The following is a 26,017-nucleotide window of genomic DNA, read 5'->3' on the forward strand; positions in this document are numbered from 1 at the left end:
GGCTTTACTGATCGAGCTCTTCCACCGCTTCCTGCAGCTCCTTGCGCGACTCGGCGAGCTTGTCCTTACGTTTGTTGATCTTTTCGGCGTCGCCTTTTTTCATGGCCTTGTCCAGGTCGGCCTGGCGGCGGCTGACTTCTTGCTTGGCGTCGAGCACCTTGTTTTCCCGTTCTTTCTTAAGGGACGCATCGGTGCAGTTGGCGGTGACTTCGCTCAGGGCTTTTTCCAGGCCGGCTTGTTGCGCGCTGTTGCCGTGAGCCTTGGCCTGTTCGATCTGGGTGCTGATGGCTTGGCGCTTGGCGGCGCAGCCGGTGAGTTGGGGCGCTTGCTCGGCAGCCAGCAGTGGCGTGGCTATGAAGCCTGCGAAGGTCAGCAAGGCAAAGGGGGCTAGAAATTTCATGTGGAGCTCCAAGGTCGCAATCTGATGGCCGGCTCGGGCTCAAAACCCGTCGATGCCGGCCACGCGTAATGTGTCTGCCAAGGCCTGTACCTGCGGGTCGCGGAAAAAGGCGCTCAATTGCGCTGCGCGGCCCGGGCCGATGCCATCGATGGCCAGCCAGGCTTGGGTGTCTCTGGCGACCAGCGTGTGCCAGTCACCTTCAAGGTTGTTGCGTGCCGCAGGCGGTACACCCAAGGCTTTGAGCCATTGGGCAAAGGGCCGTTGCCGCGCGCTTTGAAGGCTTTCGAGCACTCGCGCACGGCTGCGATCACCGAAGCCTTCAATGTTAGCAAGCTCTGCCGCATCCAGGGTCAACCAATCGAGAAAGCCTGCGATTAGACCGGCCTGGATCAAGACGTTCCAGGTCTCGCGGCCTATATGGGGTAACGCGAGGCCCTGGTTGCCGCTCAGCCAGGCGAGGCGCGCCAGCAATTGCTCTTCGCAGCCAGGGTCCAGTTGCCAGCAGCTCAAGGCATGAAAGTTTCGCGGGTCAGGTACCGGCAGATCTGCCCGGTGGGTATGTCGCAGGATGACCTCGTCCAGCCTGGGGATCACCTGACCCGCCAGGCTGATCGACACCTGGTCGCCAGGGCGGATATCCAGCGCTTGCCAGCGCTTCAATGAGCCGACGCTCACCCGGCTGATCGAGCGGTCATCCAACTTCACCGGCTCCAGCTCCAGCATGGGCGTGATGCGCCCGGTGCGGCCGACTTTGAATTGCACGTTGCGCACCAGTGCCAGTGCCTTGACCACCGGGTATTTCCAGGCGACCGCCCAGTAGGGCGCACTGACCTGCCAACGTTCGGCAGGCGCGTGTTGTGCCTGGTGCAGCACCACCCCATCGCTGGCGAAGGGCAGCGGGTGGTTGTACCAATAGGTGCGCCAATGCGCGGCTTCGGCGATGTCCCGAACGGGCTGGCTGTAGCGTTGGCTGTCGGTAAACCCCCAGCGTGCCAGGGTGGCCAGGCGCTCGGTAAACGACCCGGGCCCTTCAGGCCACGCCCAGACGAACAGGCCAATGCCGGCGGCGTCAGTGTCGCTCAGTCGCAGGCGGTTCATCAGCCCAGCCACTTTACTGCGGGCATTGAGCCCCCCACTGGCCGCTTGCACATGGTCGTCAAGGCGCCAATAGAGTTCGCCTTGCAGCACCAGGTCGATAGGTTCGGGCAACTGCTGGACAATCCCCGGAATATGGCGCGCGGAGGCCGACCAGTCGTGGCCCTTTACGCCGTCACCTCGGCTGATGACTTGGCGCAGGCGCCCCTTGCGATACACCAGGGTCACCGCAACACCGTCCACCTTGGGTTGGATCCAGACATCCTGGCGTGTACTTAACCAAGTGCCGACAGCCTGTTCGTCCAGCAATTTTTCCAGGCCAGTGTGGGCAACGGGGTGAGCCAAGGTGCCGCGTGAGCTCGCAAGCGGGCTGTCGGGCGTCGCAGAGGTTTCGGGAAAGCAATGGCGCCAGTGGGCCAAGCGCTGGCGGGCCTGGTCGTAGAGTTCATCGCCGATGGGGGACTGGCCAAGCCGGTGATAGCTGTCATCCCACTGGCGGATCTGCTCGGCGAGGGTGCCGAGTTGTGAGCGGGCTTCTTGCGGGCAATCTTCGGCCCATGCCCAGAGGGGCAACGCGCTGAGTAAAAGAGCAACCGGTAATCGCATCATGAGCATCCTTGCCCGGAAAGGGTGCCCAGCCTAAATGATTCACACGGCCACAAAAAAGCCCCGACAGCGCGGGGCTTTTTTGCCGGGTGTTTCAGAGCGATTACAGGCCTGCGGCAGTACGCAGGTCGTTGGCGCGGTCGGTTTTTTCCCAGGTAAACGTGGTGAAGGTGTCGTCGCCGACCGTCTTCTGTGCAGGGGTACGACCGAAGTGGCCGTAGGCTGCGGTTTCCTGATACATCGGGTGCAGCAGGTCGAGCATGGTGGTGATCGCGTAAGGACGCAGGTCGAAGATCTCACGCACCAGCTTCACGATCTTGTCATCGCTGATCTTGCCGGTGCCGAAGGTGTTCAGCGAGATCGACGTAGGCTGGGCCACACCGATAGCGTAGGAGACCTGGATCTCGCAGCGCTCGGCCAGGCCGGCGGCGACGATGTTCTTGGCCACGTAGCGACCGGCGTAGGCGGCGGAACGGTCAACCTTGGATGGGTCTTTGCCCGAGAACGCCCCACCGCCGTGACGGGCCATGCCGCCGTAGCTGTCGACGATGATCTTGCGACCGGTCAGGCCGCAGTCGCCCACCGGGCCGCCGATGATGAACTGGCCGGTCGGGTTAATATGGAACTGGGTGTCTTTGGTCAGCAGTTCGGCAGGCAGCACGTGCTTGACGATCAGCTCCATGACGCCTTCGCGCAGGTCGGCGTAGGACACGTCCGGGTTGTGCTGGGTCGACAGTACGACCGCGTCGATACCCACGACTTTGCCGCCGTCGTAACGGCAGGTCACCTGGGACTTGGCGTCCGGGCGCAGCCACGGCAACAGGCCGGATTTACGCGCTTCGGCCTGGCGTTGCACAAGCTGGTGCGAGAAGGTGATCGGCGCCGGCATCAGCACCTCGGTTTCGTTGCTGGCGTAGCCGAACATCAGGCCCTGGTCGCCGGCACCCTGGTCTTCCGGCTTGGCCCGGTCGACACCCTGGTTGATGTCGGGGGACTGCTTGCCGATGATGTTCATCACGCCGCAGGTCGCGCCGTCGAAGCCGACGTCGGAGCTGTTGTAGCCGATGTCGGTGATCACATCACGGACGATCTGCTCCAGGTCAACCCAGGCCGAAGTGGTGACTTCGCCGGCGATGATCGCTACACCGGTTTTCACCAGAGTCTCGCACGCCACGCGGGCGAACTTGTCCTGCGCAATGATGGCGTCCAGCACCGCGTCGGAAATCTGGTCGGCGATTTTGTCCGGATGCCCTTCAGACACGGACTCGGAGGTGAAAAGGGAGTATTCGCTCATCTCGATGTTTTCCTGATTTTACCGATGGTGAGTGTCGCCAGCCGGCCGCTGAAAATGGCGGACCTGGATCTGGAAACCATTACGTAAACCTACATAGAGGCTTTCCCCGGGAACGAGTCCCGCAGCGGTGGCCCAACGGGCCAGATCGTCCTGTTCAAAACCCAACCAGAGATCACCGCAGGCCTCCCTGGCCCAATTCTGGTTGTGGCTGCATAAATCCGTAACCAGCAGGCTACCGCCGGGGTGCAGCAGCCCGGCCATTTGCTTGAGGGCGTCGGCGGGTGCGGCGAAATGGTGCAAGACCATGTTCAGCACCACGCAGTGGGCCTTGATCGTGGTGCTGTCCAGCGCATCGGCCAACTGCAGGCTGACATTGCCCAGCGACTCGCGCTCACAGAGCTGGCGTGCCAGTTCGAGCATCGCCGGGCTGTTGTCCAGCGCAGTGACCTGATGGAAGCGCCGCGCCAGTTCCGGCAGGAATCCGCCATCGCCAGGGCCGACTTCCAGTGCCGTTGCCTCATCACTGAAGCTCAGCTTGTCCAGCAGCGCCAGTACACTGTCGCGGTATTGGGCAAGCCCGGCGATCAGGTCTTGTTGGGCACGAAACTTCTCGGCAACCCGTGCGAAAAAGTCTTGGCTGGCGGCGGCTCGCTGGCCGTGAACCTGGCCGATGCGCGCCTGTACCTCGCCCGGAAGGCTCAAGGCGTCCACTTCTTCGAGCAGGGCGGCGTGCAGCTTGCCGCCGAGCAGCTCGGTGTGGGGCAGGGCGCGACGGTAGAAAATCGCATTGCCTTCGCGGCGCGTGGCCACCAGGTCGGCCTGGGCCAACACCTTTAAGTGGTGACTCATGCCGGACTGGCCGATGGCGAAGATCTGCGCCAGCTCCAGTACACCGAAGGAATCGTTCGTCAGTGCGCGCAGTACGTTCAGACGCAACGGATCGCCGGCGGCCTTGCACAAGGCTGCCAGTTCATCGCCGTCGTCGGGGCGCAGTGAGGACATGGGTAGATTCATAAGGCCAGCAGTCTAGTGACGGGTGGATATCCCTGCAAGGGCAATATCAAAAAGTTTTGATATTGATCGATAAGTGGCGGTTATTAGCCGGCGCCATAACCTTTGGACGAACCGGCCAAAGGTTTCTGCAAGGGATTGGCGCCCAATGCACGGAAAAACCTCCACAAGTGACTATCTGTCATTGCCCGCAGGCGGTGGCTGAGGGAAAATGCCGGTCCTTTTTTCCGTTTCTTTTTAGCAAACCCCAGGAGATCAGCGATGCCCAGCCGTCGTGAGCGTGCCAACGCCATTCGTGCCCTCAGCATGGATGCCGTGCAAAAAGCCAACAGCGGCCATCCCGGTGCCCCGATGGGCATGGCGGATATCGCCGAGGTACTTTGGCGTGACTACCTGAAACACAACCCGAGCAATCCATCGTTCGCCGACCGTGACCGCTTCGTGCTGTCCAACGGCCACGGCTCGATGCTGATCTACTCGCTGCTGCACCTGACTGGCTACGACGTCACCATCGATGACCTCAAGAGCTTCCGCCAGCTGCACAGCCGCACTCCGGGCCACCCGGAATTCGGCTACACCCCAGGCGTCGAGACCACCACCGGTCCCCTGGGCCAAGGCCTGGCCAACGCGGTTGGCTTCGCACTGGCTGAAAAAGTCCTGGGCGCACAGTTCAACCGCCCCGGCCACGACATCGTCGACCACCACACCTACGTGTTCATGGGTGATGGCTGCATGATGGAAGGCATTTCTCACGAAGTCGCCTCCCTGGCCGGCACCCTGGGCCTGGGCAAGCTGATCGCCTTCTACGATGACAACGGCATCTCCATCGACGGCGAAGTCGAAGGCTGGTTCACCGATGACACGCCCAAGCGTTTCGAAGCCTACAACTGGCAGGTGATCCGCAACGTCGACGGCCACGATCCGGAAGAGATCAAGATCGCCATCGACACCGCGCGCAAGAGCGCGCAGCCGACCCTGATCTGCTGCAAGACCACCATCGGCTTCGGCTCGCCGAACAAACAAGGCAAGGAAGACTGCCACGGCGCCCCGCTGGGTGACGCGGAAATCGCCCTGACCCGTGAAGCGCTGAAGTGGAACCACGGCCCATTTGACATCCCGGCCGACATCTACGCCGAGTGGGATGCCAAGGAAAAAGGCCTGGCCGCCGAAGCCGAGTGGGACCAGCGTTTCGCTGCCTACTCCGCCGAATTCCCTGAGTTGGCCAACGAGCTGGTGCGTCGCCTGGCCGGTGACCTGCCTGCCGACTTCTCGGAAAAAGCCTCGGCCTACATCGCCGAAGTCGCGGCCAAGGGCGAGACCATCGCCAGCCGTAAAGCCAGCCAGAACACCCTGAACGCCTTTGGCCCGCTGCTGCCTGAGTTCCTCGGCGGTTCGGCCGACCTGGCCGGTTCCAACCTGACCCTGTGGAAAGGCTGCAAAGGCGTGACCGCTGAAGACGCCAGCGGCAACTACATGTACTACGGCGTGCGCGAGTTCGGCATGAGCGCCATCATGAACGGCGTGTCCCTGCACGGCGGCCTGGTGCCTTACGGCGCGACCTTCCTGATGTTCATGGAATACGCGCGCAACGCCGTGCGCATGGCCGCGCTGATGAAAAAACGCGTGATCCACGTGTACACCCACGACTCCATCGGCCTGGGCGAAGACGGCCCGACGCACCAGCCGGTCGAGCAATTGACCAGCCTGCGTACCACGCCGAACCTGGATTGCTGGCGTCCGGCCGACGCGGTGGAATCCGCCGTGGCCTGGAAGCACGCCATCGAGCGCAAGGACGGCCCTTCGGCGCTGATCTTCTCGCGCCAGAACCTGCAGCATCAGGTGCGCAGCGACGCGCAGATCGCCGACATCAGCCGTGGCGGCTACGTGCTCAAGGACTGCATCGGCGAGCCGGAACTGATCCTGATCTCCACCGGTTCCGAAGTGGGCCTGACCGTTCAGGCCTACGACAAGCTGACCGCCCAAGGCCGCAACGTACGCGTGGTGTCCATGCCATGCACCAGCGTGTTCGAAGCCCAGGATGCCGGCTACAAGCAATCGGTATTGCCGCTGCAGGTCAGCGCGCGTATCGCCATCGAAGCGGCGCACGCCGACTACTGGTACAAGTATGTGGGCCTGGAAGGTCGCGTGATCGGCATGACCACCTACGGTGAGTCGGCGCCGGCGCCAGCCTTGTTCGAAGAGTTCGGCTTTACCCTGGAAAACATTCTGGGTCAGGCTGAAGAACTGCTGGAAGACTAAGGCTGTAGATTGAGGTGGCTGTGCTGGCCTCTTCGCGAGCAAGCCCGCTCCCACATTTAACCGCGTACATCCATATGGAATGCGGTCGAATGTGGGAGCGGGCTTGCTCTGGGCGGCATTCCGACGAAGGCGGCGGCACATTCACCCCTTCACCCAAGTTGATCGAGAACCCCATGCCCCAACCGCGTCCCTACAAAGTTGCACTCAACGGCTACGGCCGCATTGGCCGTTGCGTCTTGCGTGCGCTGTTCGAGCGAGGGGCGGCGGCCGGGTTTGAAATTGTCGCGATCAACGACCTGGCCGACATGGCCAGCATCGAATACCTGACACGCTTTGACTCCACCCACGGCCGCTTCCCCGGCGAAGTGCGGGTCGAGGGCGATTGTCTGCACATTAATGGCAACTGCGTGCAGGTCTTGCGCAGTGCCGCCCCCGAAGGCATCGACTGGAAAGCACTGGGCGTCGACCTGGTGCTGGAGTGTTCCGGTGTCTACAACACCCGCGCCGATGGCCAGCGTTTTCTCGACGCAGGCGCACCGCGTGTGCTGTTTTCCCAGCCGATGGCCAGCGAGGCGGATGTCGACGCCACCATCGTCTACGGCATCAACCAGGATTGCCTGACCGGTGCTGAACTGCTGGTGTCCAACGCTTCGTGCACCACCAACTGCAGCGTGCCGTTGTTGCGCCTGCTGGACCAGGCGATCGGCATCGATTACGTGTCGATCACCACCATCCACTCGGCGATGAACGACCAGCCGGTAATCGACGCCTACCACCATGAAGACCTGCGCCGCACACGCTCGGCGTTCCAGTCGGTGATTCCAGTGTCCACCGGCCTGGCGCGCGGCATCGAACGACTGTTGCCGGAACTTGCCGGAAGAATCCAGGCCAAAGCCGTACGGGTACCGACGGTGAACGTGTCCTGCCTGGACATCACCTTGCAAACCGTGAGCGACACCGATGCGACCGAGGTCAACCGGATCCTGCGCGACGCCGCCACCCGCGGCCCGCTCAAAGGCTTGCTGGCCTACACCGAGTTGCCCCACGCCAGTTGCGATTTCAACCACGACCCGCATTCGGCGATTGTCGATGCCAGCCAGACCCGCGTTTCCGGCCCGAGGCTGGTGAACATCCTGGCCTGGTTCGACAACGAGTGGGGTTTTGCCAATCGAATGCTCGACGTTGCGGAACATTATCTGCATATCGCATCCAAACAACCTCAACAGTAATTCAGGAACTGCCACCCATGACCGTGTTGAAGATGACCGACCTCGATCTGCAAGGTAAGCGCGTACTGATTCGCGAAGACCTCAACGTCCCAGTCAAGGACGGTGTGGTGACCAGCGATGCGCGAATCCTGGCCTCGCTGCCGACCATCAAGCTGGCCCTGGAAAAAGGCGCGGCCGTGATGGTCTGCTCCCACTTGGGTCGCCCGACCGAAGGTGAGTTCAGCGCCGAAAACAGCCTCAAGCCTGTGGCCGACTACCTGAGCAAGGCCCTGGGCCGCGACGTGCCGCTGGTGGCCGATTACCTGGGCGGCGTCGACGTCAAGCCGGGCGATATCGTGCTGTTCGAAAACGTGCGCTTCAACAAGGGCGAGAAAAAGAACAGCGACGAACTGGCCCAACAATATGCTGCCCTGTGCGATGTGTTCGTGATGGACGCGTTCGGCACCGCCCACCGCGCCGAAGGCTCTACCCACGGCGTGGCCAAGTTCGCCAAGGTCGCCGCTGCAGGCCCACTGCTGGCCGCCGAACTGGACGCGCTGGGCAAGGCGCTGGGCGCACCGGCCCAACCGATGGCCGCCATCGTGGCCGGCTCAAAGGTCTCGACCAAGCTGGACGTACTCAACAGCCTGAGCCAGATCTGCAACCAACTGATCGTCGGCGGCGGCATCGCCAACACCTTCCTGGCCGCAGCCGGCCACCCGGTGGGCAAGTCCCTGTACGAGCCGGACCTGCTCGACACCGCCCGTGCCATCGCCGCGAAAGTCAGCGTGCCATTGCCGGTAGACGTTGTAGTCGCCAAGGAATTCGCCGAAAGCGCCGAAGCCACCGTCAAGCTGATCGCTGACGTAGCCGACGACGACATGATCCTGGACATCGGCCCGCAAACCGCGGCCAACTTCGCCGAACTGCTGAAGGCTTCCCAGACCATCCTGTGGAACGGCCCGGTCGGCGTATTCGAATTCGACCAGTTCGGCAACGGCACCAAAGTGCTGGCCAAGGCCATCGCCGACAGCTCGGCCTTCTCCATCGCCGGCGGCGGCGACACCCTGGCGGCCATCGATAAATATGGCGTTGCTGACCAGATCTCCTACATTTCTACCGGTGGCGGCGCATTCCTCGAATTCGTCGAAGGCAAAGTCCTGCCGGCCGTTGAAGTGCTGGAAACACGAGCCAAGGGCTAAGGCGCGTGATCCGGAAAAGGAGCATTCCCATGATCAAATCGTTGGCACTGGTGATCGCAGCGGGCCTGTTGGCCGGCTGCGGCAGCACGCCAAGCGCGGCGCCAGCGCCCGGGAAACCGGGGCCGGCGCCGGAAAAAAGCTGCTACCAGGCTGATTGGCAAGCTGAAACCATGCCGGTGATCAACAAGCGCATCGGCAACGAACGGCTGGAGAAATACGACTCCGCGCCAAACGGTCAGGAACAGGGTTGCCCTTGACGGGTCTGATCAACTAACCGACAGCAGCGGCGGCCTTGGGTCGCCCTGTGAGGATTGGCAATGAAAGGCGTTTTCGCCCTGGCAGCCCTGGCCTTGTTGGCCGGCTGCAGCAGCATGAACATGTTCAACAAGGCAGAGCCTGCCGACAAGTGGACCACCTGGACCTGCGACAGCAAGGCCGAGGTCAACTGGCGCTTTGCCAACCCGGCTAAATCCGAGGTGGAGGTTCGCCTCGGCGGTTCCGACCAGGTTTACCGCCTCAAACAGGACGTTGCCGCCTCGGGCGTGCTGTATGCCAACGACCAATTGGCGTTTCACACAAAAGGCGAGGAAGGCCTGGTTTACTGGGTGGCCACGGACGATTTGATCGGGCGCGGCTGCAAGGCCCAATAGTGAGATCAATGTAGATCCAAATGTGGGAGCGGGCTTGCTCGCGAATGCGGTAGGTCTGTCACGCATGTGTCAACTGACACAGCGCCTTCGCGAGCAAGCCCGCTCCCACAGTAGAACCGGTTCCAAAGTGACATAAGTTGTGAACCGGACACTGCAATAACGATTCAGCAAGCCAGGCACGCAAACCCTGACCTGCAATAACTTGAATAGCAGCCGCCGCTACGGCAGGCTTGCACGAATTAACGACCCTCGACCGGGAGAGACAACACAATGGCACTTATCAGCATGCGTCAAATGCTGGACCACGCAGCCGAGTTCGGCTACGGCGTCCCAGCCTTTAACGTCAACAACCTTGAGCAGATGCGCGCCATCATGGAAGCCGCTGACAAGACCGACTCCCCCGTGATCGTCCAGGCTTCGGCCGGCGCGCGCAAATACGCCGGCGCCCCGTTCCTGCGTCACCTGATCCTCGCCGCCATCGAAGAATTCCCGCACATCCCGGTGTGCATGCACCAGGACCACGGCACCAGCCCTGACGTGTGCCAGCGTTCCATCCAACTGGGCTTCAGCTCGGTGATGATGGACGGCTCCCTCGGCGAAGACGGCAAGACCCCCACCGACTACGACTACAACGTGCGCGTCACCCAACAAACCGTCGCCATGGCCCACGCCTGCGGCGTCTCGGTTGAAGGCGAGCTGGGCTGCCTGGGTTCCCTTGAAACCGGCATGGCCGGCGAAGAAGACGGCATCGGCGCCGAAGGCGTGCTGGATCACAGCCAAATGCTGACCGACCCCGAAGAAGCCGCCGACTTCGTGAAAAAAACCCAAGTCGACGCCCTGGCCATCGCCATCGGCACCAGCCACGGCGCCTACAAATTCACCAAGCCCCCAACCGGCGACGTACTGGCCATCGACCGCATCAAGGAAATCCACAAGCGCATCCCCAACACCCACCTGGTGATGCACGGTTCTTCCTCGGTCCCACAAGAGTGGCTGGCGATCATCAACCAGTACGGCGGCGACATTAAAGAAACCTACGGCGTGCCGGTTGAAGAAATCGTCGAAGGCATCAAGTACGGCGTGCGCAAGGTCAACATTGATACCGACCTGCGTTTGGCTTCGACCGGTGCGATGCGTCGGTTGATGGCGACCAACCCGAGTGAATTCGACCCGCGCAAATTCTTCGGCGCCACCGTGACCGCCATGCGTGATGTGTGCATCGCACGTTACGAAGCGTTCGGGACTGCCGGTAATGCTTCGAAGATCAAGCCGGTTTCGTTGGAAGCGATGTACCAGCGTTACCTGAAAGGTGAGTTGAACGCTAAGGTGAATTAAGCTTTCGGCGTTTAAAAAGAAGCCCGCAGCGATGCGGGCTTCTTTTTGCCTTGGGTTTGATCAGGCGGCGTGAGGCGTATCAAAACCACGATGTTCGATCACCCGAAACACATCGCTCACATCCTGCACCAGAATGCGCGCCGTATTGACCACATTATTCAAATCGCGCTCGGCAAAATCCGGCAGGCTGGAGCAGGCCATCAGGTTGAGGTGTTCGAGGGCGGCGTTGAGGCGTTCGCGCAGGCATGCGTGGAGGTCCCGCAATGGGGCGGCGCTGTCGATCAAAAGCACGGGGGTGTCGGTAGCGGTTTCGGTGCAAGGGTAAAAGCGGCGGGGTGGAAGTTGGTTGTTCATGGCAAATCCTTAACTCGAAAGAAGAATGGCCACCGTTTGCTGCGAAACAAATGGGGTGGCAGCTGTACGCGGGTTCGCAGACCGAGGAGTTAAGACCCGGCAGACCCGAAGGTCTCCCACGCACAGCCGCCATAACAAAGACGACCGTCGGCTGGGAGCCTGGGCTGTTTTTGACGGGTGCGGAATTAACTCTGTAGGGCTGCGAAACCCTATCGCCGATCACTGCCGGCGACGGGGCGAACTATAAGCGCCGCCCAGATTCACCGCAACGGCCCTGTAGGACGAACACCAGCCCCTCAGGCAAAGGAGATCCCCTGTGGGAGCCGGGCTTGCCCGCGATGACGGTGGGTCAGTCACCTGATTACATTGGCTGATACACCGCCATCGCGGCCTAGCTATCTATAACTTCCAACGGCTGAAAAATCCTTTTGTAGTGAGCGGGCTTGCCCCGCGCTGGGCTGCGAAGCAGCCCCAATAAAGACACCGTCGAACTTCAGGTAGATCTCGTTCGCCTGGGTTGGGGCTGCTTCGCAGCCCAGCGCGGGGCAAGCCCGCTCACTACAAGATATGTCGATATCCATGGACATCGCGGGCAGGCCCGACTGGCTCAGTTGATCGGTGGTGAATCATCCCTGCGCGGCCATGGGACGATGCCTACGGCTTATTCATCCGAGCAGCACCGAGGTCACGTGGGGCTTGAGAAAGAAGAGCGTTATAGCCGCTATCGTGAATTCGTCTACCAACCTGTCAGGGTTCACAGTTACGCCATCGCTCTGCGTTGTTCACAGTGCAGCTCATGACGCAATCGGAGAGTGAACTCATGAGGCTTTTTGAAAAGTCCGGTTATGTACTTGCAAGCCTTACGCTCGTGACATTAACCGCGTGTACCCAACAACCCCTTGTCGGACCAACCATGTGCCCCGCCCTTACCGCGATTGTGGAGCAGAAGGAAGACATGGGTTTCAGCTACATCTCCATCGCGCCGGGCAGCGGCTGGAACGGAGAGAACCCCTATGCAACAACGGGCTTGCCCAAGCGTCTCACATTCGTTTCCGCGGCGATCAGGACCGGTCAGGCCGGTCCCTTTGTCGCCTGTGATTATGAAGGCTCCGGACAGTTTGATTTTTTGCGCATGTCTCGACGCTTCACTTCGCCCCTTATACCGGGCGGGCCAAATTGGGACGGCGATGACTTTTGCAAACCGGCTTCCGGTTCGGTCGCCGATTGTCCATTTAGCAGTCGGTAAGAGCGAACGGAGCGAGAAAGTCGAGACCCCGGTCGAAGCTTTGTCTTAAAGCGTGGTGGGAAACATCGCTGAAGCCAATCAGCGTTTAATCGTGATCAATATCCAACTTCTCAAACGTCACTTTCGCTCCCTCGTTGGTGTTGCCGCTGTTGTCCTGCACATACACGCCCGCCTTGAAATACAGCGGCTTTGACGCCCACGCGGCGCCGATGCGCTCGTTCCATTCCTTGTCGGCGGCGTACACGGCGAGCAGTCCGGCTTTGTTCAGGTTGATCACGTAGGTGAAGCTTTTTTGCAGCGGCACATTGGACGCGATGGTGATCACGCGGCTTTCATCTTCATCCGGGCGCATGCGCACTTTGGCGACGATGTTGCCGGTCTGGGTCTTTTCCTTGAATTGGTATTCGAGCTTGATCAGCGGTTTCTGGCTGTCATAGGCATGGATCTGCCCGATCACGATCTTGCCGGTGGACGGCACCTGATTGACGGCCAAGGTGGCGCGCAGGAAGTTGTCTGCGTCCGGATAGGTCCAGTTGCGCAGGCGCCCGTCGGCATAGGTTTCGCGCAGTTCACTGCGTGGGTAAATGGCGTTTTCCGTACGGGTGCCGGTGACGGGCGTCCAGAATTGCACGTTGCTGCCTTCGGCCTGGAAATATTGGTCCTTGAAGCCGCTCATCAGCCTGGGGGTTTGGATGGTTGTGGGCGGGGAGCCGACGGGAATGCTGAGGTTCCAGGTGGATAGGTCGATCATGGCGTAGGCCTTTTTACAGAGGGGTGTAGGCATTGGCCGTTGGGCCAGACAGGTTCTTTATAGGTGGTGTTAACCAGATTGTTAAACGTCGGCTGGCAATTTATTGGCGTCAGCGAAGTGTCAAAAAGCCATGTTTCCCAGTATCCGTGGGCTTCAGGCACTGACCGTTAGTCGGCTTCCTGAAAATTGGCGCAATGATGGCACTGAGGTTACTTCTGATTTTTTGATGCCGGGGCTAGAGTGAGGCCTCAGTGTTTGTCCGGGTTTTACCCTAGAAGTGACCGGAGCAGCTCCTTAAGGAAGAGACGTAGCATGGAATGCGCTCCACACCACGGCGATGGCGATTCGGTTCTTTTGGTGGTCGATGACTACCCGGAAAACCTCATCAGCATGCGCGCGCTTTTACAGCGCGAAGATTGGCAGGTCATCACCGCAGGCTCAGGCCTGGAAGCGCTCGAATTATTGCTGGTGCACGAAGTCGACCTGGTGCTGCTGGATGTGATGATGCCCGGCATGGACGGCTTTGAAGTCGCGCGCTTCATGCGGGGCAGCCAGCGCACGCGGATGACGCCGATCATCTTTCTCAGCGCCGACGCCCAGTCGCCGGCCGCCGTGCTGGAAGGTTATGCCAGTGGCGCCATCGATTACCTGCTAAAGCCTTTCGACCCGCAGATTCTCAAGCCCAAGATCGAAGCGCTGCTGGAGCACCAGCGCAATCGCCGGGCTTTGCAGCGCTTGAGCCATGACCTGGAGTCGGCCCGGGCCTTCAATGCCTCGGTGCTCGACAACGCTTCCGAAGGCATCCTGGTGGTCAGCGATGCAGGCGTGATCGAGTACGCCAACCCGGCGATTTCACGGTTGCTCAATGCCACCGTGGACGAGTTGCAGCGCCAGCAATTCCTGAGTTTCCTGCAGAAGCCCCATGTGCCGGCCTGGCTGGAGTCGCAGATGTACGCCAGTTACCGCAAGGGTGAAACCTGGCGCCTGCATGATGCGATCCTGCGCACCCGCCGTGGCCAGCAGGTGCCGGTGGCGTTGTCCTGCGCGCCGCTGCCCGCCGAGCAAAGGGCCATGGTGGTGACGGTGCTGGACATGTCCGAGGTGCGCCACCTGCATCAGCAGTTGGAGTTCCAGGCGGTCACGGACCCCCTGACCGGGCTGCTGAACCGGCGCGGTTTTCACCAGGCGGTGGAGAACAGCTTGCTGCGCAGCGAGCGGGCCGAGCAGTCCCTGGTGTTGCTGTACCTGGACCTGGACGGCTTCAAGCGGGTCAACGATTCCCTGGGCCATGACGCCGGCGACCGGGTACTGCGCTGGGTGTCGGAGCAATTGCAGGGGTGCCTGCGCTCCTACGACATACTCGGCCGCATGGGTGGCGATGAATTTACCGCGCTGCTGGAGCTGGAGTTTCCTGAGCAGGCGGCGAAGATTGCGGAAAAACTGATCGAACGGGTGTCGATCTGCCAACAGGTGGATGGCCTGGATGTAATGCTCGGCGTCAGCATCGGCATCGCCACCTTTCCGGATTGCGGCGCGGATCTGAATGGCCTGCTGCGCGCGGCCGACATCGCCATGTACGAAGCCAAGCGTGCGGGCCGTCAGCAATATCGCTATTACGACCAGGAAATGAACGGCCGCGCCCGTTCACGCCTGATGCTCGAAGACAGCGTACGCACGGCGATACAGGACAAGGACTTCACCTTGGTGTTCCAGCCCCAGGTCTCGCTGGACGACGGGCGTCTGCGCGGCGTCGAAGCCTTGTTGCGCTGGCAGCATCCCAGTGTTGGCGATGTGCCGCCGGGGTTGTTTCTGCCCTTGCTGGAAGAGGCCCGCCTGATCAGCCAACTGAGCACCTGGATCTACCAGCAGGTCGCTGCCCAGCGCCAGGCCTGGCAAGCCATGTTCGATGACGAGCTGGTGTTGAGCATGAGCTTGAGCAGCAACCAGTTCTGTATGCCCAACCTGGCGAACCAACTGCAGCAGGTACTCGAACGACATGGGCTGCAAGGGCGCCAGTTGGAGGTGGAAATCAGCGAAGAAAGTTTGATGAACAACCTCGAGGAATCGACCAAGCAGCTCAAGTTGTTGCGTCAACTCGGCGTGCGTACCGCCCTCGACGATTTCGGCCTGGGCCACTGTTCCCTGGCGCATCTGCGTGACCTGGCCTTCGACACCCTCAAGCTCGACCCGCAGTTGGTCGCGCGCCTGCCAGGCTCTACGCGGGACGCGGTCATGGCGCGCAGCATTATCGAGCTGTGCGGGCATTTTGACGTGGCGGTGGTGGCTGAGGGCGTGCAAACCCAGGAGCAAGCGCAATGGCTCAAGGCCAATGGTTGCGCGTTTATGCAAGGCCCGTTGGCGGCGCAACCATTGATGGCCGATGAGGTGGCCGACTGGTCGCGCGCCCGACTGCGCTGAATTCGCTACACTGGCGCCCATCCGAACCTTGTTGCAGACCCCATGACCGCGCTGAAGTATCTCCAGGCCTATCCCGCAGCCCTCCAAGAGCAGGTACGCCAACTGATCGCCAAGGACCAGTTGGGTGCTTACCTTGAGCAACGTTACCCCGAACGCCACGCCGTGCAGAGTGACAAGGCCCTGTATGCCTACGCGCTGGCCTTGAAGCAGGAACACCTGCGCAATGCGCCGGCCATCGACAAAGTGCTGTTCGATAACCGCCTGGACCTGACTCATCGCGCCCTCGGCCTGCACACCACGATTTCGCGGGTACAGGGCGGCAACCTGAAATCCAAGAAAGAGATTCGCATCGCTGCGCTGTTCAAGGAAGCCGCGCCGCAGTTCCTGCGCATGATCGTGGTACACGAACTGGCGCATTTCAAGGAATCGGACCACAACAAGGCGTTCTACAAACTCTGTGAGCACATGATGCCGGGCTACCACCAGGTGGAATTCGACCTGCGTGTGTACCTCACTTATCGCGACCTGCAGGGCAAGCCCTGACCGCACAAGGCGACCGACCATGGATGTGAGCAAGACCAAGAGCAGCTTCTATCGCCGCCTGTACGTGGCGTACCTGATCGACAGCGGCCAGGCCAGCAGTGTGCCTGCACTCACCGACGCCACGGGCATGCCCCGGCGCACGGCGCAGGATACGATTGCGGCGTTGGCTGATTTGGATATCGTGTGTGAGTTCGAGCAGGAGGATGGCGCCCGCAACCATGCGGGGCATTATCGGATTCGCGATTGGGGGGCGATTGATCGGCGGTGGATCGAGGTGAACCTCGGGCAGATCAAGCAGGTGCTTGGCTATCCCTGAGGTCAGGTGGTGACTGATCCGGCGCTATCGCGGGCAAGCCCGGCTCCCACATTTTGACCGTGTGAACCCGATCCAATGTGGGAGCTGGCTTGCCTGCGAAGAGGCCCTCAAATACGCCGCATACCGATATGTGGAATGTCGTCCTCCAAGTATTCCTCACCCGCCACCACAAACCCATACCGCCCGTAATACCCCTGCAAATGCGCCTGGGCCGACAGGAATATCGGCGTATCCGGCCAGATCTCTTCAATCTGCTTGAGCGTCTCCTCCATCATCCGATGCCCCAGCCCGGTGCCGCGCGCCACCGGTGCCACGATCACCCGCCCGATCACCACATCGCCGCCCTGGGTTTCCGGATCCAGCAGGCGCAGGTAGGCCACCAGCGCGTCATCCTGCCAGGCCATCAGGTGGTGGGTATCGCCCGACAGGTCCTGCCCGTCGATGTCCTGGTAGACACATTTCTGCTCGACAACAAAGACCTGGTTGCGCAGGTGCAGGATGGCGTAAAGCTGCTCTTTGCCAAGATCAGCGTGATGTTTACAGACCCATTCAACCGTCATGGCGTGTTCCCTTGTCAATGTCTGCTGCCGATAGTAAGCGCAGCAGGCAACGCTGTCTAAATGAGCTATTTTTGTGAATGGCGTCAATTTGCCATCATTGAGTGCCTGCGTGACCGGTTTCTTTGTGTAATCTGAGCTACTGTTAGCCCCTCGGGCCCCACCCGAGCCCGCCTGCCAAGGACTTGAGCATGCCGCGATTCTCTCGTGCCGTTGCTTTGATTGGAGTGTTGCTGCTGGCCCAGCCGGCCTTTGCACAGCGTCTGCGGCTGGTAGCGGATGCATGGCCGCCCTTTACCGATGCCACCTTGATCAACGGCGGGCTGGCCACCGATATCGTCAGCACGGCCCTGGCCCGGGCGGGTTACGCCAGTGACTTCGAGCAGGTGCCCTGGGCACGCGCGCTGATGGGCGTGGGTGATGGGCGCTATGACGTGCTGGTCAATGCCTGGTACGACAACGCCCGCACGCAGTTGGGCGAGTTCTCCAGTGAGTACCTGCTCAACCGCGTGCGTTTCATCAAGCGTCGCGACGATCCCCTCCAGTTCCACAACCTTGAGCAACTGCACGACTACCCGATCGCCGTGGTACGCGGGTATGCCTATTCGGCGGCGTTTGATGGCGATGCGCAGTTGCAGAAAATTCCTGTGCACAACTTCGCCATGGCCGTGCGCATGCTGGCGGCGCAGCGGGTGCGGCTGACGGTGGAGGATGAATATGTGGCGCGTTACTACCTGTCACGCGAGTCCGCGCGGGTGCGCGATGCGGTGGAATTCCTGCCCACGCCGCTGAGCGAAAACAGCCTGCATATCCTGGTCAGCCTCAAGCACCCCGAGCATGCGCGGATCGTTGCCGGGTTTGACCGAGAGATTGCCAAAATGAAGGCGGACGGCAGTTATGCGCGGTTGATGAAGCAGCATGGGATGTAGTGTCCTTGCGGACCTCATCGCAGGCAAGCCAGCTCCCACATTTGACTGAGTACACAATCAAGTGGGAGCTGGCTTGCCTGCGATAGCGATTCAGGTCGCACTGGTATCTTTGATCAAATGCGCCGCCAGCGTGCGCAACGGCCCCAATTGCCGACAAATCAACGCCAACTGCGTCTGCACCAGCCGCTGCCCTTCGTCGATTTCATCCGGCATCTGCTCCAGATCCGCCGCCAGCGCTTCCTCGGCATCGCTCTGGATCGCAATCGGCTGTTTATTGGCCAACCCCGTGGCGATTTCATCGATGCTCGCCGCCAGGGAATTACCCGCGCCTTCGATCAGGTGCTCGCGCACTTCGGCCGGCAACTGGGTTTCGCGGTGTGCACCGAGCCCTGACAAATAGCTGAGCAAAGTGTGCGACAACACCAGGAAGCGGAAGCCCACGTCCGCCTCCTTACGGAAGTGCCCCGGTTCCATCAGCATGTTCGCCAGGGTCGTCGACAGCGCCGCATCGGCGTTGTGCGCGTTGCGCCGCGCCAGGCGATAGGCCAGGTCGTCGCGCTTGCCGGCGGCGTATTGCTGCATGATCTGGCGCAGGTAGATGCTGTTGCAGGTCAGGGTGTTGGCCAGCACTTTGTTCAGCCGTCGACCCTGCCAGTCGGGCAGGAACAGGAACACCGCCAGGCCCGCGATCAGGCTGCCCAGCAAGGTATCGAACAGCCGTGGCAGGAACAGCCCGTAGCCATCGCCCACCTGGTTGAAGCAGAACAGCACCATCAAGGTGATGGCGGCGGTGGCCAGGGTATAGCGGGTGGTGCGGTTGATAAAGAACACCAGCCCGGCGGCGATGGCGAACATCGACTGCACCAGCGGGCTTGGAAACAGGTCGAACAGCGCCCAGGCCACGGTGAGGCCGATGGCAGTGCCGATGATCCGCTGGCCAAGCTTGCGCCGCGTGGCGCCGTAGTTGGGCTGGCACACGAACAGCGTGGTGAGAATGATCCAGTAGCCCTGGGACGCATGGATCGCGTGCAGCATGCCGTAGCCGACGGTCAACGCCAGCGACAGGCGCAAGGCGTGGCGAAACAGCAACGACGTCGGCGTCATTTGGGTGCGCAGGCGCGTCCACATTTCCTTGAGGTTACGCGGGGCGCGGTCCAGCAGGTTGCTGTCGGTGGCGTCAGCCAGGGCGTCGGGGTTACTCGCGTCGCCGAGCAGGCGGTCCAGCGTGGACAGGTTGGCCGCCAGCGCGCGCAACGAACGCAGCAGGCCGCGCCAGGCCGGGTTGCTCTGGATGCGCAGGTGTTCCAGGGACGCGTTGAGGTCACCCAGGGCTTCGGCGAAGCTGTCGTCATAGATGAACGGCTGGCGCAGCTGGATCGATTCGCCCAGCGCCTGGCAAGCCTTGCCCTGTTGGCGCAGCAGGCGCTGGCAGCGGAACAGCACGTCGCTGTGGAAGAACGCGTCGGCGAGGGCGTTGTAGGGGTAGTGGGACGAACTGGCACGTTCGTGAATGTCCTGGGCGAGGAAGTACAGCTTCAGGTAGCGGCTGACTTTCGAGCCCGGCCGCCCATTGCCCACGCGATGCAGGATGATTTCCTTCGCCGCGTTGAGCGCCGCCACCACGCGGCCATTCTGCTGGGCCAGTTCCAGGCGGCGTGCTTCCACGTCCAACTGGCGGATCGGTTCAAACAGGGAAGACTTGAGCTTGAGATAACGCCCCAACTCGCGAAACAACCGCGCCAGGCTCTGCTGCACCGGCTGGTTGGAAAACAGCGCCTGCCACAGCACCGACAGCGCGCCGTACCAGGCGGCGCCGGCTACCAGCAGCAACGGTTCATGCCAGAAGTCGGAGACGGCGCCACCACGCTGGTCCACGCCGATCATGGTGTAAACCGACAGGATCAGCGTCGCCGACGCAATCGCGCCATAACGTTCGCCCAAGGCGCCGAGCATGGTCAGGCAGAAGGTGGCCAGGGCCAGGGAAATCGCGAAGATCCAGGGATAGGGGAACAGCAGCTCCACCGACAGCGCGGCAATGCTGAAACACACCAGCGTCACCGCCAGGGCGTTGAGGCGGCCTTGCCAGCTGTCATCGGTCTCGGCCAGGGCGCTGGCGATAATCCCCAGGAACAGCGGGATCAGCAGGGTCATTTCATCCTGATACCAGCACAGCACCATGCTGCCGGTCAGGGCGATGAACACCCGAATGCTGTAGCTGAATTTATCCAGTGCCCACAGGCGCCGCAGGGACTGCTTGAACGAGGTCGATGACATGAAGGCAGGAGTCTTCCGGAGCGATGCCGCTAAATTGAGCTATCAAGGACGCCACGGCAAGTGTGGTGATCACATCGTTGCGCAAAAAAGTCCCTGACACACCACAAAACAAATGTGGGAGCGGGCTTGCTCGCGAAAGCGGTGGGTCAGCCGGCTTATCCGGTGACTGACACACTGCATTCGCGAGCAAGCCCGCTCCCACAGTTTTGATTCGGTTTCGTCAGGCAAACTGCGCGGCCGCGTAGCCCGAAGCCCACGCCCACTGGAAGTTGAACCCGCCCAAATGACCGGTCACATCCAGCACTTCACCAATAAAGTACAGGCCAGGGCTTTTCAGCGATTCCATGGTCTTGGACGACACTTCCCGCGTGTCCACTCCACCCAGCGTCACCTCCGCCGTGCGATAGCCCTCGGTACCCGCCGGCACCAGTTGCCAGTTGCCGAGCTTGGCGGCGATATCGGCGATTTCGGCATGGGTGTATTGCTTCATCGGCTTGGACGCGAACCAGGTGTCCGCCAGCAGGTTGGCCATCTTCTTGGTGAAGATCTCCCCGAGCAGGGTCTTCAGCTCGCTGTTGGGACGTTCGGCCTGTTGCTGTTGCAACCAGGCGTGGGCGTCGTGGTCGGGCAGCAGGTTGATCGCCACCGTGTCGCCGGATTCCCAGTACGAGGAAATCTGCAGAATCGCCGGCCCGCTCAGGCCGCGATGGGTAAACAGGATGTTCTCGCGAAAGCTCTGGCCGTTGCAGCTGACCAGGCAATCCACAGAAGTCCCCGACAGCTCGCCGCACAGGTCCTTGAGTTGATCGGTGATGGTAAACGGCACCAGCCCGGCGCGGGTCGGCAGCAGTTCATGGCCGAACTGCTTGGCCACTTGATAGCCAAAACCGGTCGCGCCCAGGGTTGGAATCGACAAGCCGCCGGTGGCGATCACCAGGGACTCGCAGCGCAGCTCACCCAAGGTGGTCTGCAACTGGTAGCCGCCGTCGAGTTTGGCAATCGCCTGGACCGAGGTGTCCAGGTGCATCTGCACGCCGGTCTGGATGCACTCGTCGAGCAACAGGCCGAGGATGTCGCTGGACTTGTTGTCGCAGAACAGCTGGCCGATTTTCTTCTCGTGGTACGGCACGCCGTGCTTGGCCACCAGCCCGATAAAGTCCCACTGGGTATAGCGGGCCAGGGCGGATTTGCAGAAGTGCGCGTTGTGCGAGAGAAAGTTGGCAGGTTCGGTGTACATATTGGTGAAATTGCAGCGGCCACCGCCGGACATCAGGATCTTTTTGCCGGCCTTGTTCGCGTGGTCGATCAACATCACCTTGCGCCCACGCCCGGCGGCGGTCAGTGCGCACATCAAGCCTGCGGCGCCGGCGCCAATGATCACAACTTCGGTCGAGCGCACAGCAATGTCCTCACAAAATATCGATCTGAAATGCAATCAAATGTGGGAGCTGGCTTGCTCGCGAAAGCGGTGGATCAGTCAACTTATTCGGCGACTGACACACCGCATTCGCGAGCAAGCCCGCTCCCACATGTGATCTCCATTGAATCGGAGATATTTACAGGATCCGCACGCGCAACGAGCGGCCCTTGATCTTGCCGTCGTTCAAACGCTGCAGCGCCTGCTTGGCGATCCCGCGCTCCACGGCCACGAAGGCCTGGAAATCAAAGATCGCGATCTTGCCCACCTGGGCACCCGGAATGCCGGCGTCACCGGTCAATGCGCCAAGAATGTCGCCTGGACGAACCTTGTCCTTGCGGCCGGCGGCGATACACAGGGTGCTCATCTGCGGCAACAACGGACCGCCGCTTTGCGGCTTGAGGTTGTCCAACTGGTCCCAGTTCAGCGGCGACTTCTGCAGTTGCTCGATGGCCTGGGCACGGTGCGCTTCGGACGGGGCCACCAGGCTGATGGCGATGCCGGTCTCACCGGCACGACCGGTACGGCCGACGCGGTGGATGTGAATCTCGGAATCGCGGGCCAGTTCGACGTTGATCACCATGTCCAGCGAGTCGATGTCCAGGCCACGGGCGGCGACGTCGGTCGCAACCAGCACCGAGGTACTGCGGTTGGCGAACATCGCCAGCACCTGGTCACGGTCACGCTGTTCCAGGTCGCCATGCAGGCCGACGGCGGAAATGCCTTTGGATGTCAGGTGATCGACGGTTTCCTGCACTTGCTGCTTGGTAAAGCAGAACGCCACGCATGACGCCGGGCGGAAGTGCGCCAGTACCTTGGTCACGGCGTCCATGCGTTCTTCCGGCGAGATCTCGTAGAAACGCTGCTCGATCTGATCGTCGGAGTGGAACGCCTCGGCTTTCACCTGTTGCGGCGCGCGCATGAACTTGGAGGCCAGCTGCTTGATGCTCACCGGGTAGGTGGCCGAAAACAGCAGGGTCTGGCGGCGCGGCGGGGTCTTGCTGATGATGTCTTCGATGGCGTCGTAGAAGCCCATGTCGAGCATGCGGTCGGCTTCGTCGAGGATCAGCGTGTTCAAGCCGTCCAGTACCAGCGAACCCTTGCGCAGGTGCTGCTGGATACGACCCGGCGTGCCGACGATCACATGGGCGCCATGTTCCAGGGATGCGATCTGCGGGCCGAGGGAGACGCCGCCGCACAGGGTCAGCACCTTGATGTTGTCTTCGGCTCGGGCCAGGCGGCGGATTTCCTTGGCGACCTGGTCGGCCAGCTCGCGCGTCGGGCACATCACCAGCGCCTGGCAGCCGAAGTAGCGCGGGTTGATCGGGTTCAACAGGCCGATGCCGAACGCGGCGGTCTTGCCGCTGCCGGTCTTGGCCTGGGCAATCAGGTCCAGCCCCTTGAGGATCACCGGCAAGCTTTGCGCCTGGATCTGCGTCATCTCGACATAACCCAGCGAGTCGAGGTTAGCCAGCATGGCGGCGGACAGGGGCAAAGTATTAAAAGCGGTGGCGATGGTAGTCACGGGACTGGCTCTGCAAAACAAAATGTCGCGCAGTGTACCAGTCCCGTGGGAATTTCCCTGCAAGTTCTAGACGAGAAGCCTGTCAGTGCTCGATATGCTGGTCTGGGTTGACCACGCGTTTACCGTCTTTTGGCGACAGTTGCAGGAAGATCGCCGCCGCCAGCATCGCCATGATGCCCACGGTGAGAAAGGTCAGTTGGAACGCGCCGAGCACGCTTTCCACCCCATCGTTGCCTGCTTCAGCGGTAAACCCACCGAGCAGAGCACCGGCGCACGCCACGCCGAGGCTCAGCGACAACTGCGCCACCACCGAGAGCAAGCTGTTGCCGCTGCTGGCCTGGGCGTCGTCGAGGTCGATCAGGGTGACGGTGTTCATCGCTGTAAATTGCAGCGAGTTGATCGCCCCCAGCACCGCCAGCATGCCCAATAGCAGCGGGTAGGGCGTCTGTTCCGTGACCAGCCCCATGCTCGCCAGCATCAGGCCCAGCGCCAGGGTGTTGCCGGTCAGCACGACGCGGTAGCCGAGGCGTTCGATCAGCGGCCGCGCGACGGACTTGGCCACCATCGCCGCCGCCGCCAGGGGCAGCATGCTCATCCCGGCTTGCGACGGCGAATAGCCCAGCGCCACCTGCAACAGCAGCGGCACCAGGAACGGCAGGGCACCGCTGCCCAGTCGCGCAAACAGGTTGCCCAGGATGCCGACCGCAAAGGTGCGTGTCTTGAACAGCACCGGCGAGAACAACGCATGGTCGATATGCCCGGCGCGCAACCAATACGCCGCCAGGCACGCCAGCCCGCCGAACAGCAGCAACATCACCCGCAGGTGCGGCAGATGCAGTTCGCCCAGGCCTTCCATGGCGATGGTGATCAGCACCATCGCCGCGCCGAACAGCAGGAAGCCGACCCCGTCAAAGCGTGTGCGCTCGCTGCCGCGCAGGTCGGGGATGAATTTCCACACGGCGTAGCAGCCGATCATGCCCACCGGCAGGTTGATCAGGAAGATCCAGTGCCAGGTCAGGTATTGCACCATCCAGCCGCCCATCGTCGGGCCAAGCAACGGGCCGAGCAGGCCGGGGATGGTGATGAAACCCATGATGCGCACCAGTTCGGAACGGGGATACGCGCGTAACACCACCAGCCGCCCGACCGGCAGCATCAGCGCGCCACCCAGGCCCTGGACCACCCGTGCGCCCACCAGCATGCTCAAGCTGCTGGACAACGCGCACAGCAGCGAGCCAATGCTGAACAGCATGATTGCGCCAAAGAAGATTTTCTTGGTGCCGAAACGGTCGGCGATCCAGCCCGAGGCCGGGATCAGCAGCGCAACAGTGAGCATGTAGGCGATCACCACCCCTTGCATGCGCAGCGGGTTTTCCGCAAGGTCCCGGGCCATGGCGGGCAGTGCCGTGTTCAGGATCGTCCCGTCCAGCGACTGCATGAAGAAGGCAATCGCGACCACCCAGGGGAGCCAGCGGGCGGTCTTGGCATCGAGCGGGACGCGGTTCGGCATGGAAAAACCTATTTGTTAGCAGCCTATGTGTTGGCGATTATGCGTCATTCGTCGCGCCTTTTCCCACCAGGAAATCCAGCAGTTCGCGGTGTACCGCCACGGCGGCTTCGCTGGATTCGAGGTCAAGCAAGTGGCCCGTATGTTCAGCCACGGCAAAGCTGCTGCGGCCTACGTAGTGCTTGAACAGTTGCGCGTCGGCGGCGGGGGTGTACTCGTCCAGGGCGCCGTTGAGGAAGTGCACCGGTGTCTCGATCTGCCGCAGCGCCGGCAGGTAATTGCCATCGCCCAGCGCCAGCACCTGGTGGATATGAAAGCGCGCCTGGCGGTATTCGGTGGTGGCCATATTCGACAAATGCCGATGGTTGTTGCGCTTGAGCCGGGGCGACAAGTATTTGCCCACGGTCTCATTGAGCAAGTGGCCGACGGCGGACTTGTCATCCGCCTCAATCAGCACGCGCACGCGCTCCACATAGTCGAGCATCGCCTGGTTGAGGTTGGGCGCCAGGGCCATCACCACCGAGCTTTCGATGGAGGGCGGGTTGTGGGCCAGGGTCAGCAGCGTGGAGATACCGCCCCACGAAGCCGACACCAGGTGGTTGACCTGGAAGCGCTCCACCAGGGCGCGCAGGATCTGTACCTCGTCGTCCTTGGTCACCAGGTCCAGGTCAGCGTTGTGCTCGCGGGAATAGCCCGAGAACGGCAAGTCGAACAGCAGCACATTGAAGTGCTCGGCCAGGCATTTGCTGGTGCGGGCGAAGGAGCGCGTGGTGGACAGCGCACCGTTGACCATCAGCACGGTTTTGCGTTGCGGGTCGTGACCGAGTTGTTCGACGTGGACGTTGTAGTGCTTGAACAGCTTGTGGAGGACGAAACTTCCCTGATTCATCGCGATACTTCCTAGCGGCTGGCGGTCTGCTATTAACCGTTATAGCGAGGTTTTTTATGGGCGACAACAGGCTGTATGCAAGGTGGGAATGGGCGGTAGGACGAGGGGAAACAAGGCGTCTGAAACCAACACTGAACCCCTGTGGGAGCGGGCTTGCCCTAATGCCAGTCAGTTAAGCGCAATCCCCTGTGGGAGCGGGCTTGCTCGCGAAAGCGGTGGGTCAGTCAACAT

The 26,017-nt window shown here is 61.5% G+C and carries 23 protein-coding genes; 11 read left to right on the plus strand and 12 right to left on the minus strand.

Annotated elements, in window-relative coordinates:
• Nucleotides 1-4: 4 nt before the first annotated feature.
• The 4 genes from H0Z09_RS02565 to H0Z09_RS02580 all read right to left on the minus strand — a co-directional run bounded on the left by H0Z09_RS02565 (nt 5) and on the right by H0Z09_RS02580 (nt 4,409).
• Nucleotides 5-400, minus strand: coding sequence for a DUF1090 domain-containing protein (locus tag H0Z09_RS02565; protein ID WP_186686933.1), 396 nt, complete (start codon nt 398-400; stop codon nt 5-7).
• A gap of 39 nt (nt 401-439) precedes the next feature.
• Nucleotides 440-2,104, minus strand: a complete 1,665-nt coding sequence (gene ligB / locus H0Z09_RS02570) for an NAD-dependent DNA ligase LigB (RefSeq protein WP_186686936.1) — start codon at nt 2,102-2,104, stop codon at nt 440-442.
• Between the two features lie 100 nt (nt 2,105-2,204).
• Nucleotides 2,205-3,395: a methionine adenosyltransferase gene (metK, locus tag H0Z09_RS02575; RefSeq protein WP_076953194.1), complete on the minus strand. Its 1,191-nt coding sequence runs from the start codon at nt 3,393-3,395 to the stop codon at nt 2,205-2,207.
• An 18-nt stretch (nt 3,396-3,413) separates the two neighbouring features.
• Complete coding sequence (locus H0Z09_RS02580) at nt 3,414-4,409, minus strand: metalloregulator ArsR/SmtB family transcription factor (RefSeq protein WP_186686947.1); 996 nt, start codon at nt 4,407-4,409, stop codon at nt 3,414-3,416.
• A 258-nt stretch (nt 4,410-4,667) separates the two neighbouring features.
• On the opposite strand from H0Z09_RS02580, the gene tkt reads away from it, so the two are divergent.
• The 6 genes from tkt (at nt 4,668) to fba (ending at nt 11,060) form a co-directional block, all read left to right on the plus strand.
• The gene (gene tkt / locus H0Z09_RS02585) at nt 4,668-6,665 is read left to right on the plus strand and encodes a transketolase (protein WP_186686949.1); all 1,998 of its coding nucleotides are present in this window, start codon (nt 4,668-4,670) and stop codon (nt 6,663-6,665) included.
• 173 nt (nt 6,666-6,838) lie between these two features.
• Nucleotides 6,839-7,894 carry an erythrose-4-phosphate dehydrogenase gene (gene epd / locus H0Z09_RS02590; protein ID WP_186686951.1) on the plus strand — a complete coding sequence of 352 codons (1,056 nt, stop codon included), beginning with the start codon at nt 6,839-6,841 and terminating at the stop codon, nt 7,892-7,894.
• A gap of 17 nt (nt 7,895-7,911) precedes the next feature.
• On the plus strand, nt 7,912-9,075 hold the full coding sequence (locus H0Z09_RS02595) for a phosphoglycerate kinase (RefSeq protein WP_186686954.1): 1,164 nt from the start codon (nt 7,912-7,914) through the stop codon (nt 9,073-9,075).
• A 29-nt stretch (nt 9,076-9,104) separates the two neighbouring features.
• Entirely contained in the window at nt 9,105-9,332 is a 228-nt protein-coding gene (locus tag H0Z09_RS02600; RefSeq protein ID WP_076953199.1) for a hypothetical protein, read from the plus strand.
• 60 nt (nt 9,333-9,392) lie between these two features.
• Complete coding sequence (locus tag H0Z09_RS02605; protein WP_186686956.1) at nt 9,393-9,725, plus strand: MliC family protein; 333 nt, start codon at nt 9,393-9,395, stop codon at nt 9,723-9,725.
• A 270-nt stretch (nt 9,726-9,995) separates the two neighbouring features.
• Nucleotides 9,996-11,060 carry a class II fructose-bisphosphate aldolase gene (fba, locus tag H0Z09_RS02610; protein ID WP_076953202.1) on the plus strand — a complete coding sequence of 355 codons (1,065 nt, stop codon included), beginning with the start codon at nt 9,996-9,998 and terminating at the stop codon, nt 11,058-11,060.
• Nucleotides 11,061-11,120: 60 nt separating this feature from the next.
• Here fba and H0Z09_RS02615 read toward each other — a convergent pair whose 3' ends face one another.
• Complete coding sequence (locus H0Z09_RS02615; protein ID WP_186686958.1) at nt 11,121-11,414, minus strand: fructose-bisphosphate aldolase; 294 nt, start codon at nt 11,412-11,414, stop codon at nt 11,121-11,123.
• An 820-nt stretch (nt 11,415-12,234) separates the two neighbouring features.
• Here H0Z09_RS02615 and H0Z09_RS02620 point away from each other — a divergent pair.
• Nucleotides 12,235-12,660, plus strand: coding sequence for a hypothetical protein (locus tag H0Z09_RS02620; RefSeq protein ID WP_186686960.1), 426 nt, complete (start codon nt 12,235-12,237; stop codon nt 12,658-12,660).
• 85 nt (nt 12,661-12,745) lie between these two features.
• Here H0Z09_RS02620 and H0Z09_RS02625 read toward each other — a convergent pair whose 3' ends face one another.
• Complete coding sequence (locus H0Z09_RS02625; RefSeq protein WP_186686962.1) at nt 12,746-13,411, minus strand: polysaccharide lyase family 7 protein; 666 nt, start codon at nt 13,409-13,411, stop codon at nt 12,746-12,748.
• 312 nt (nt 13,412-13,723) lie between these two features.
• Here H0Z09_RS02625 and H0Z09_RS02630 point away from each other — a divergent pair, with 312 nt between their 5' ends.
• Genes H0Z09_RS02630 through H0Z09_RS02640 form a run of 3 tightly spaced genes read left to right on the plus strand, consistent with a single transcriptional unit; the run spans nt 13,724 to nt 16,688 of the window.
• A complete protein-coding gene (locus tag H0Z09_RS02630; RefSeq protein WP_186686964.1) occupies nt 13,724-15,829 on the plus strand; it encodes an EAL domain-containing protein in 2,106 nt (701 codons plus the stop codon).
• A 42-nt stretch (nt 15,830-15,871) separates the two neighbouring features.
• Nucleotides 15,872-16,372 (plus strand): M48 family metallopeptidase, encoded by a 501-nt coding sequence (locus tag H0Z09_RS02635; protein ID WP_076953207.1) that lies wholly within the window; start codon nt 15,872-15,874, stop codon nt 16,370-16,372.
• A gap of 19 nt (nt 16,373-16,391) precedes the next feature.
• Complete coding sequence (locus H0Z09_RS02640) at nt 16,392-16,688, plus strand: winged helix-turn-helix domain-containing protein (RefSeq protein ID WP_076953208.1); 297 nt, start codon at nt 16,392-16,394, stop codon at nt 16,686-16,688.
• Nucleotides 16,689-16,795: 107 nt separating this feature from the next.
• Here H0Z09_RS02640 and H0Z09_RS02645 read toward each other — a convergent pair whose 3' ends face one another.
• On the minus strand, nt 16,796-17,248 hold the full coding sequence (locus tag H0Z09_RS02645; protein WP_076953209.1) for a GNAT family N-acetyltransferase: 453 nt from the start codon (nt 17,246-17,248) through the stop codon (nt 16,796-16,798).
• A 188-nt stretch (nt 17,249-17,436) separates the two neighbouring features.
• On the opposite strand from H0Z09_RS02645, the gene H0Z09_RS02650 reads away from it, so the two are divergent.
• Nucleotides 17,437-18,174, plus strand: coding sequence for a transporter substrate-binding domain-containing protein (locus tag H0Z09_RS02650; RefSeq protein WP_186686965.1), 738 nt, complete (start codon nt 17,437-17,439; stop codon nt 18,172-18,174).
• Between the two features lie 90 nt (nt 18,175-18,264).
• On the opposite strand, the gene yccS is transcribed toward H0Z09_RS02650, so the two are convergent.
• From yccS to H0Z09_RS02675, 5 genes are all read right to left on the minus strand, one after another.
• The gene (gene yccS / locus H0Z09_RS02655; RefSeq protein ID WP_076953211.1) at nt 18,265-20,448 is read right to left on the minus strand and encodes a YccS family putative transporter; all 2,184 of its coding nucleotides are present in this window, start codon (nt 20,446-20,448) and stop codon (nt 18,265-18,267) included.
• 220 nt (nt 20,449-20,668) lie between these two features.
• Nucleotides 20,669-21,847, minus strand: coding sequence for an aminoacetone oxidase family FAD-binding enzyme (locus H0Z09_RS02660; RefSeq protein WP_186686967.1), 1,179 nt, complete (start codon nt 21,845-21,847; stop codon nt 20,669-20,671).
• Nucleotides 21,848-22,004: 157 nt separating this feature from the next.
• On the minus strand, nt 22,005-23,342 hold the full coding sequence (gene dbpA, locus H0Z09_RS02665; protein ID WP_231999012.1) for an ATP-dependent RNA helicase DbpA: 1,338 nt from the start codon (nt 23,340-23,342) through the stop codon (nt 22,005-22,007).
• A gap of 130 nt (nt 23,343-23,472) precedes the next feature.
• The gene (gene mdtD, locus H0Z09_RS02670) at nt 23,473-24,900 is read right to left on the minus strand and encodes a multidrug transporter subunit MdtD (RefSeq protein WP_186686969.1); all 1,428 of its coding nucleotides are present in this window, start codon (nt 24,898-24,900) and stop codon (nt 23,473-23,475) included.
• A 37-nt stretch (nt 24,901-24,937) separates the two neighbouring features.
• Nucleotides 24,938-25,786 carry an alpha/beta hydrolase gene (locus H0Z09_RS02675; protein WP_076953215.1) on the minus strand — a complete coding sequence of 283 codons (849 nt, stop codon included), beginning with the start codon at nt 25,784-25,786 and terminating at the stop codon, nt 24,938-24,940.
• Nucleotides 25,787-26,017 lie beyond the last annotated feature (231 nt).

The organism is Pseudomonas sp. SWRI18, from assembly GCF_014268345.1.
Lineage (GTDB): Bacteria > Pseudomonadota > Gammaproteobacteria > Pseudomonadales > Pseudomonadaceae > Aquipseudomonas > Aquipseudomonas cedrina.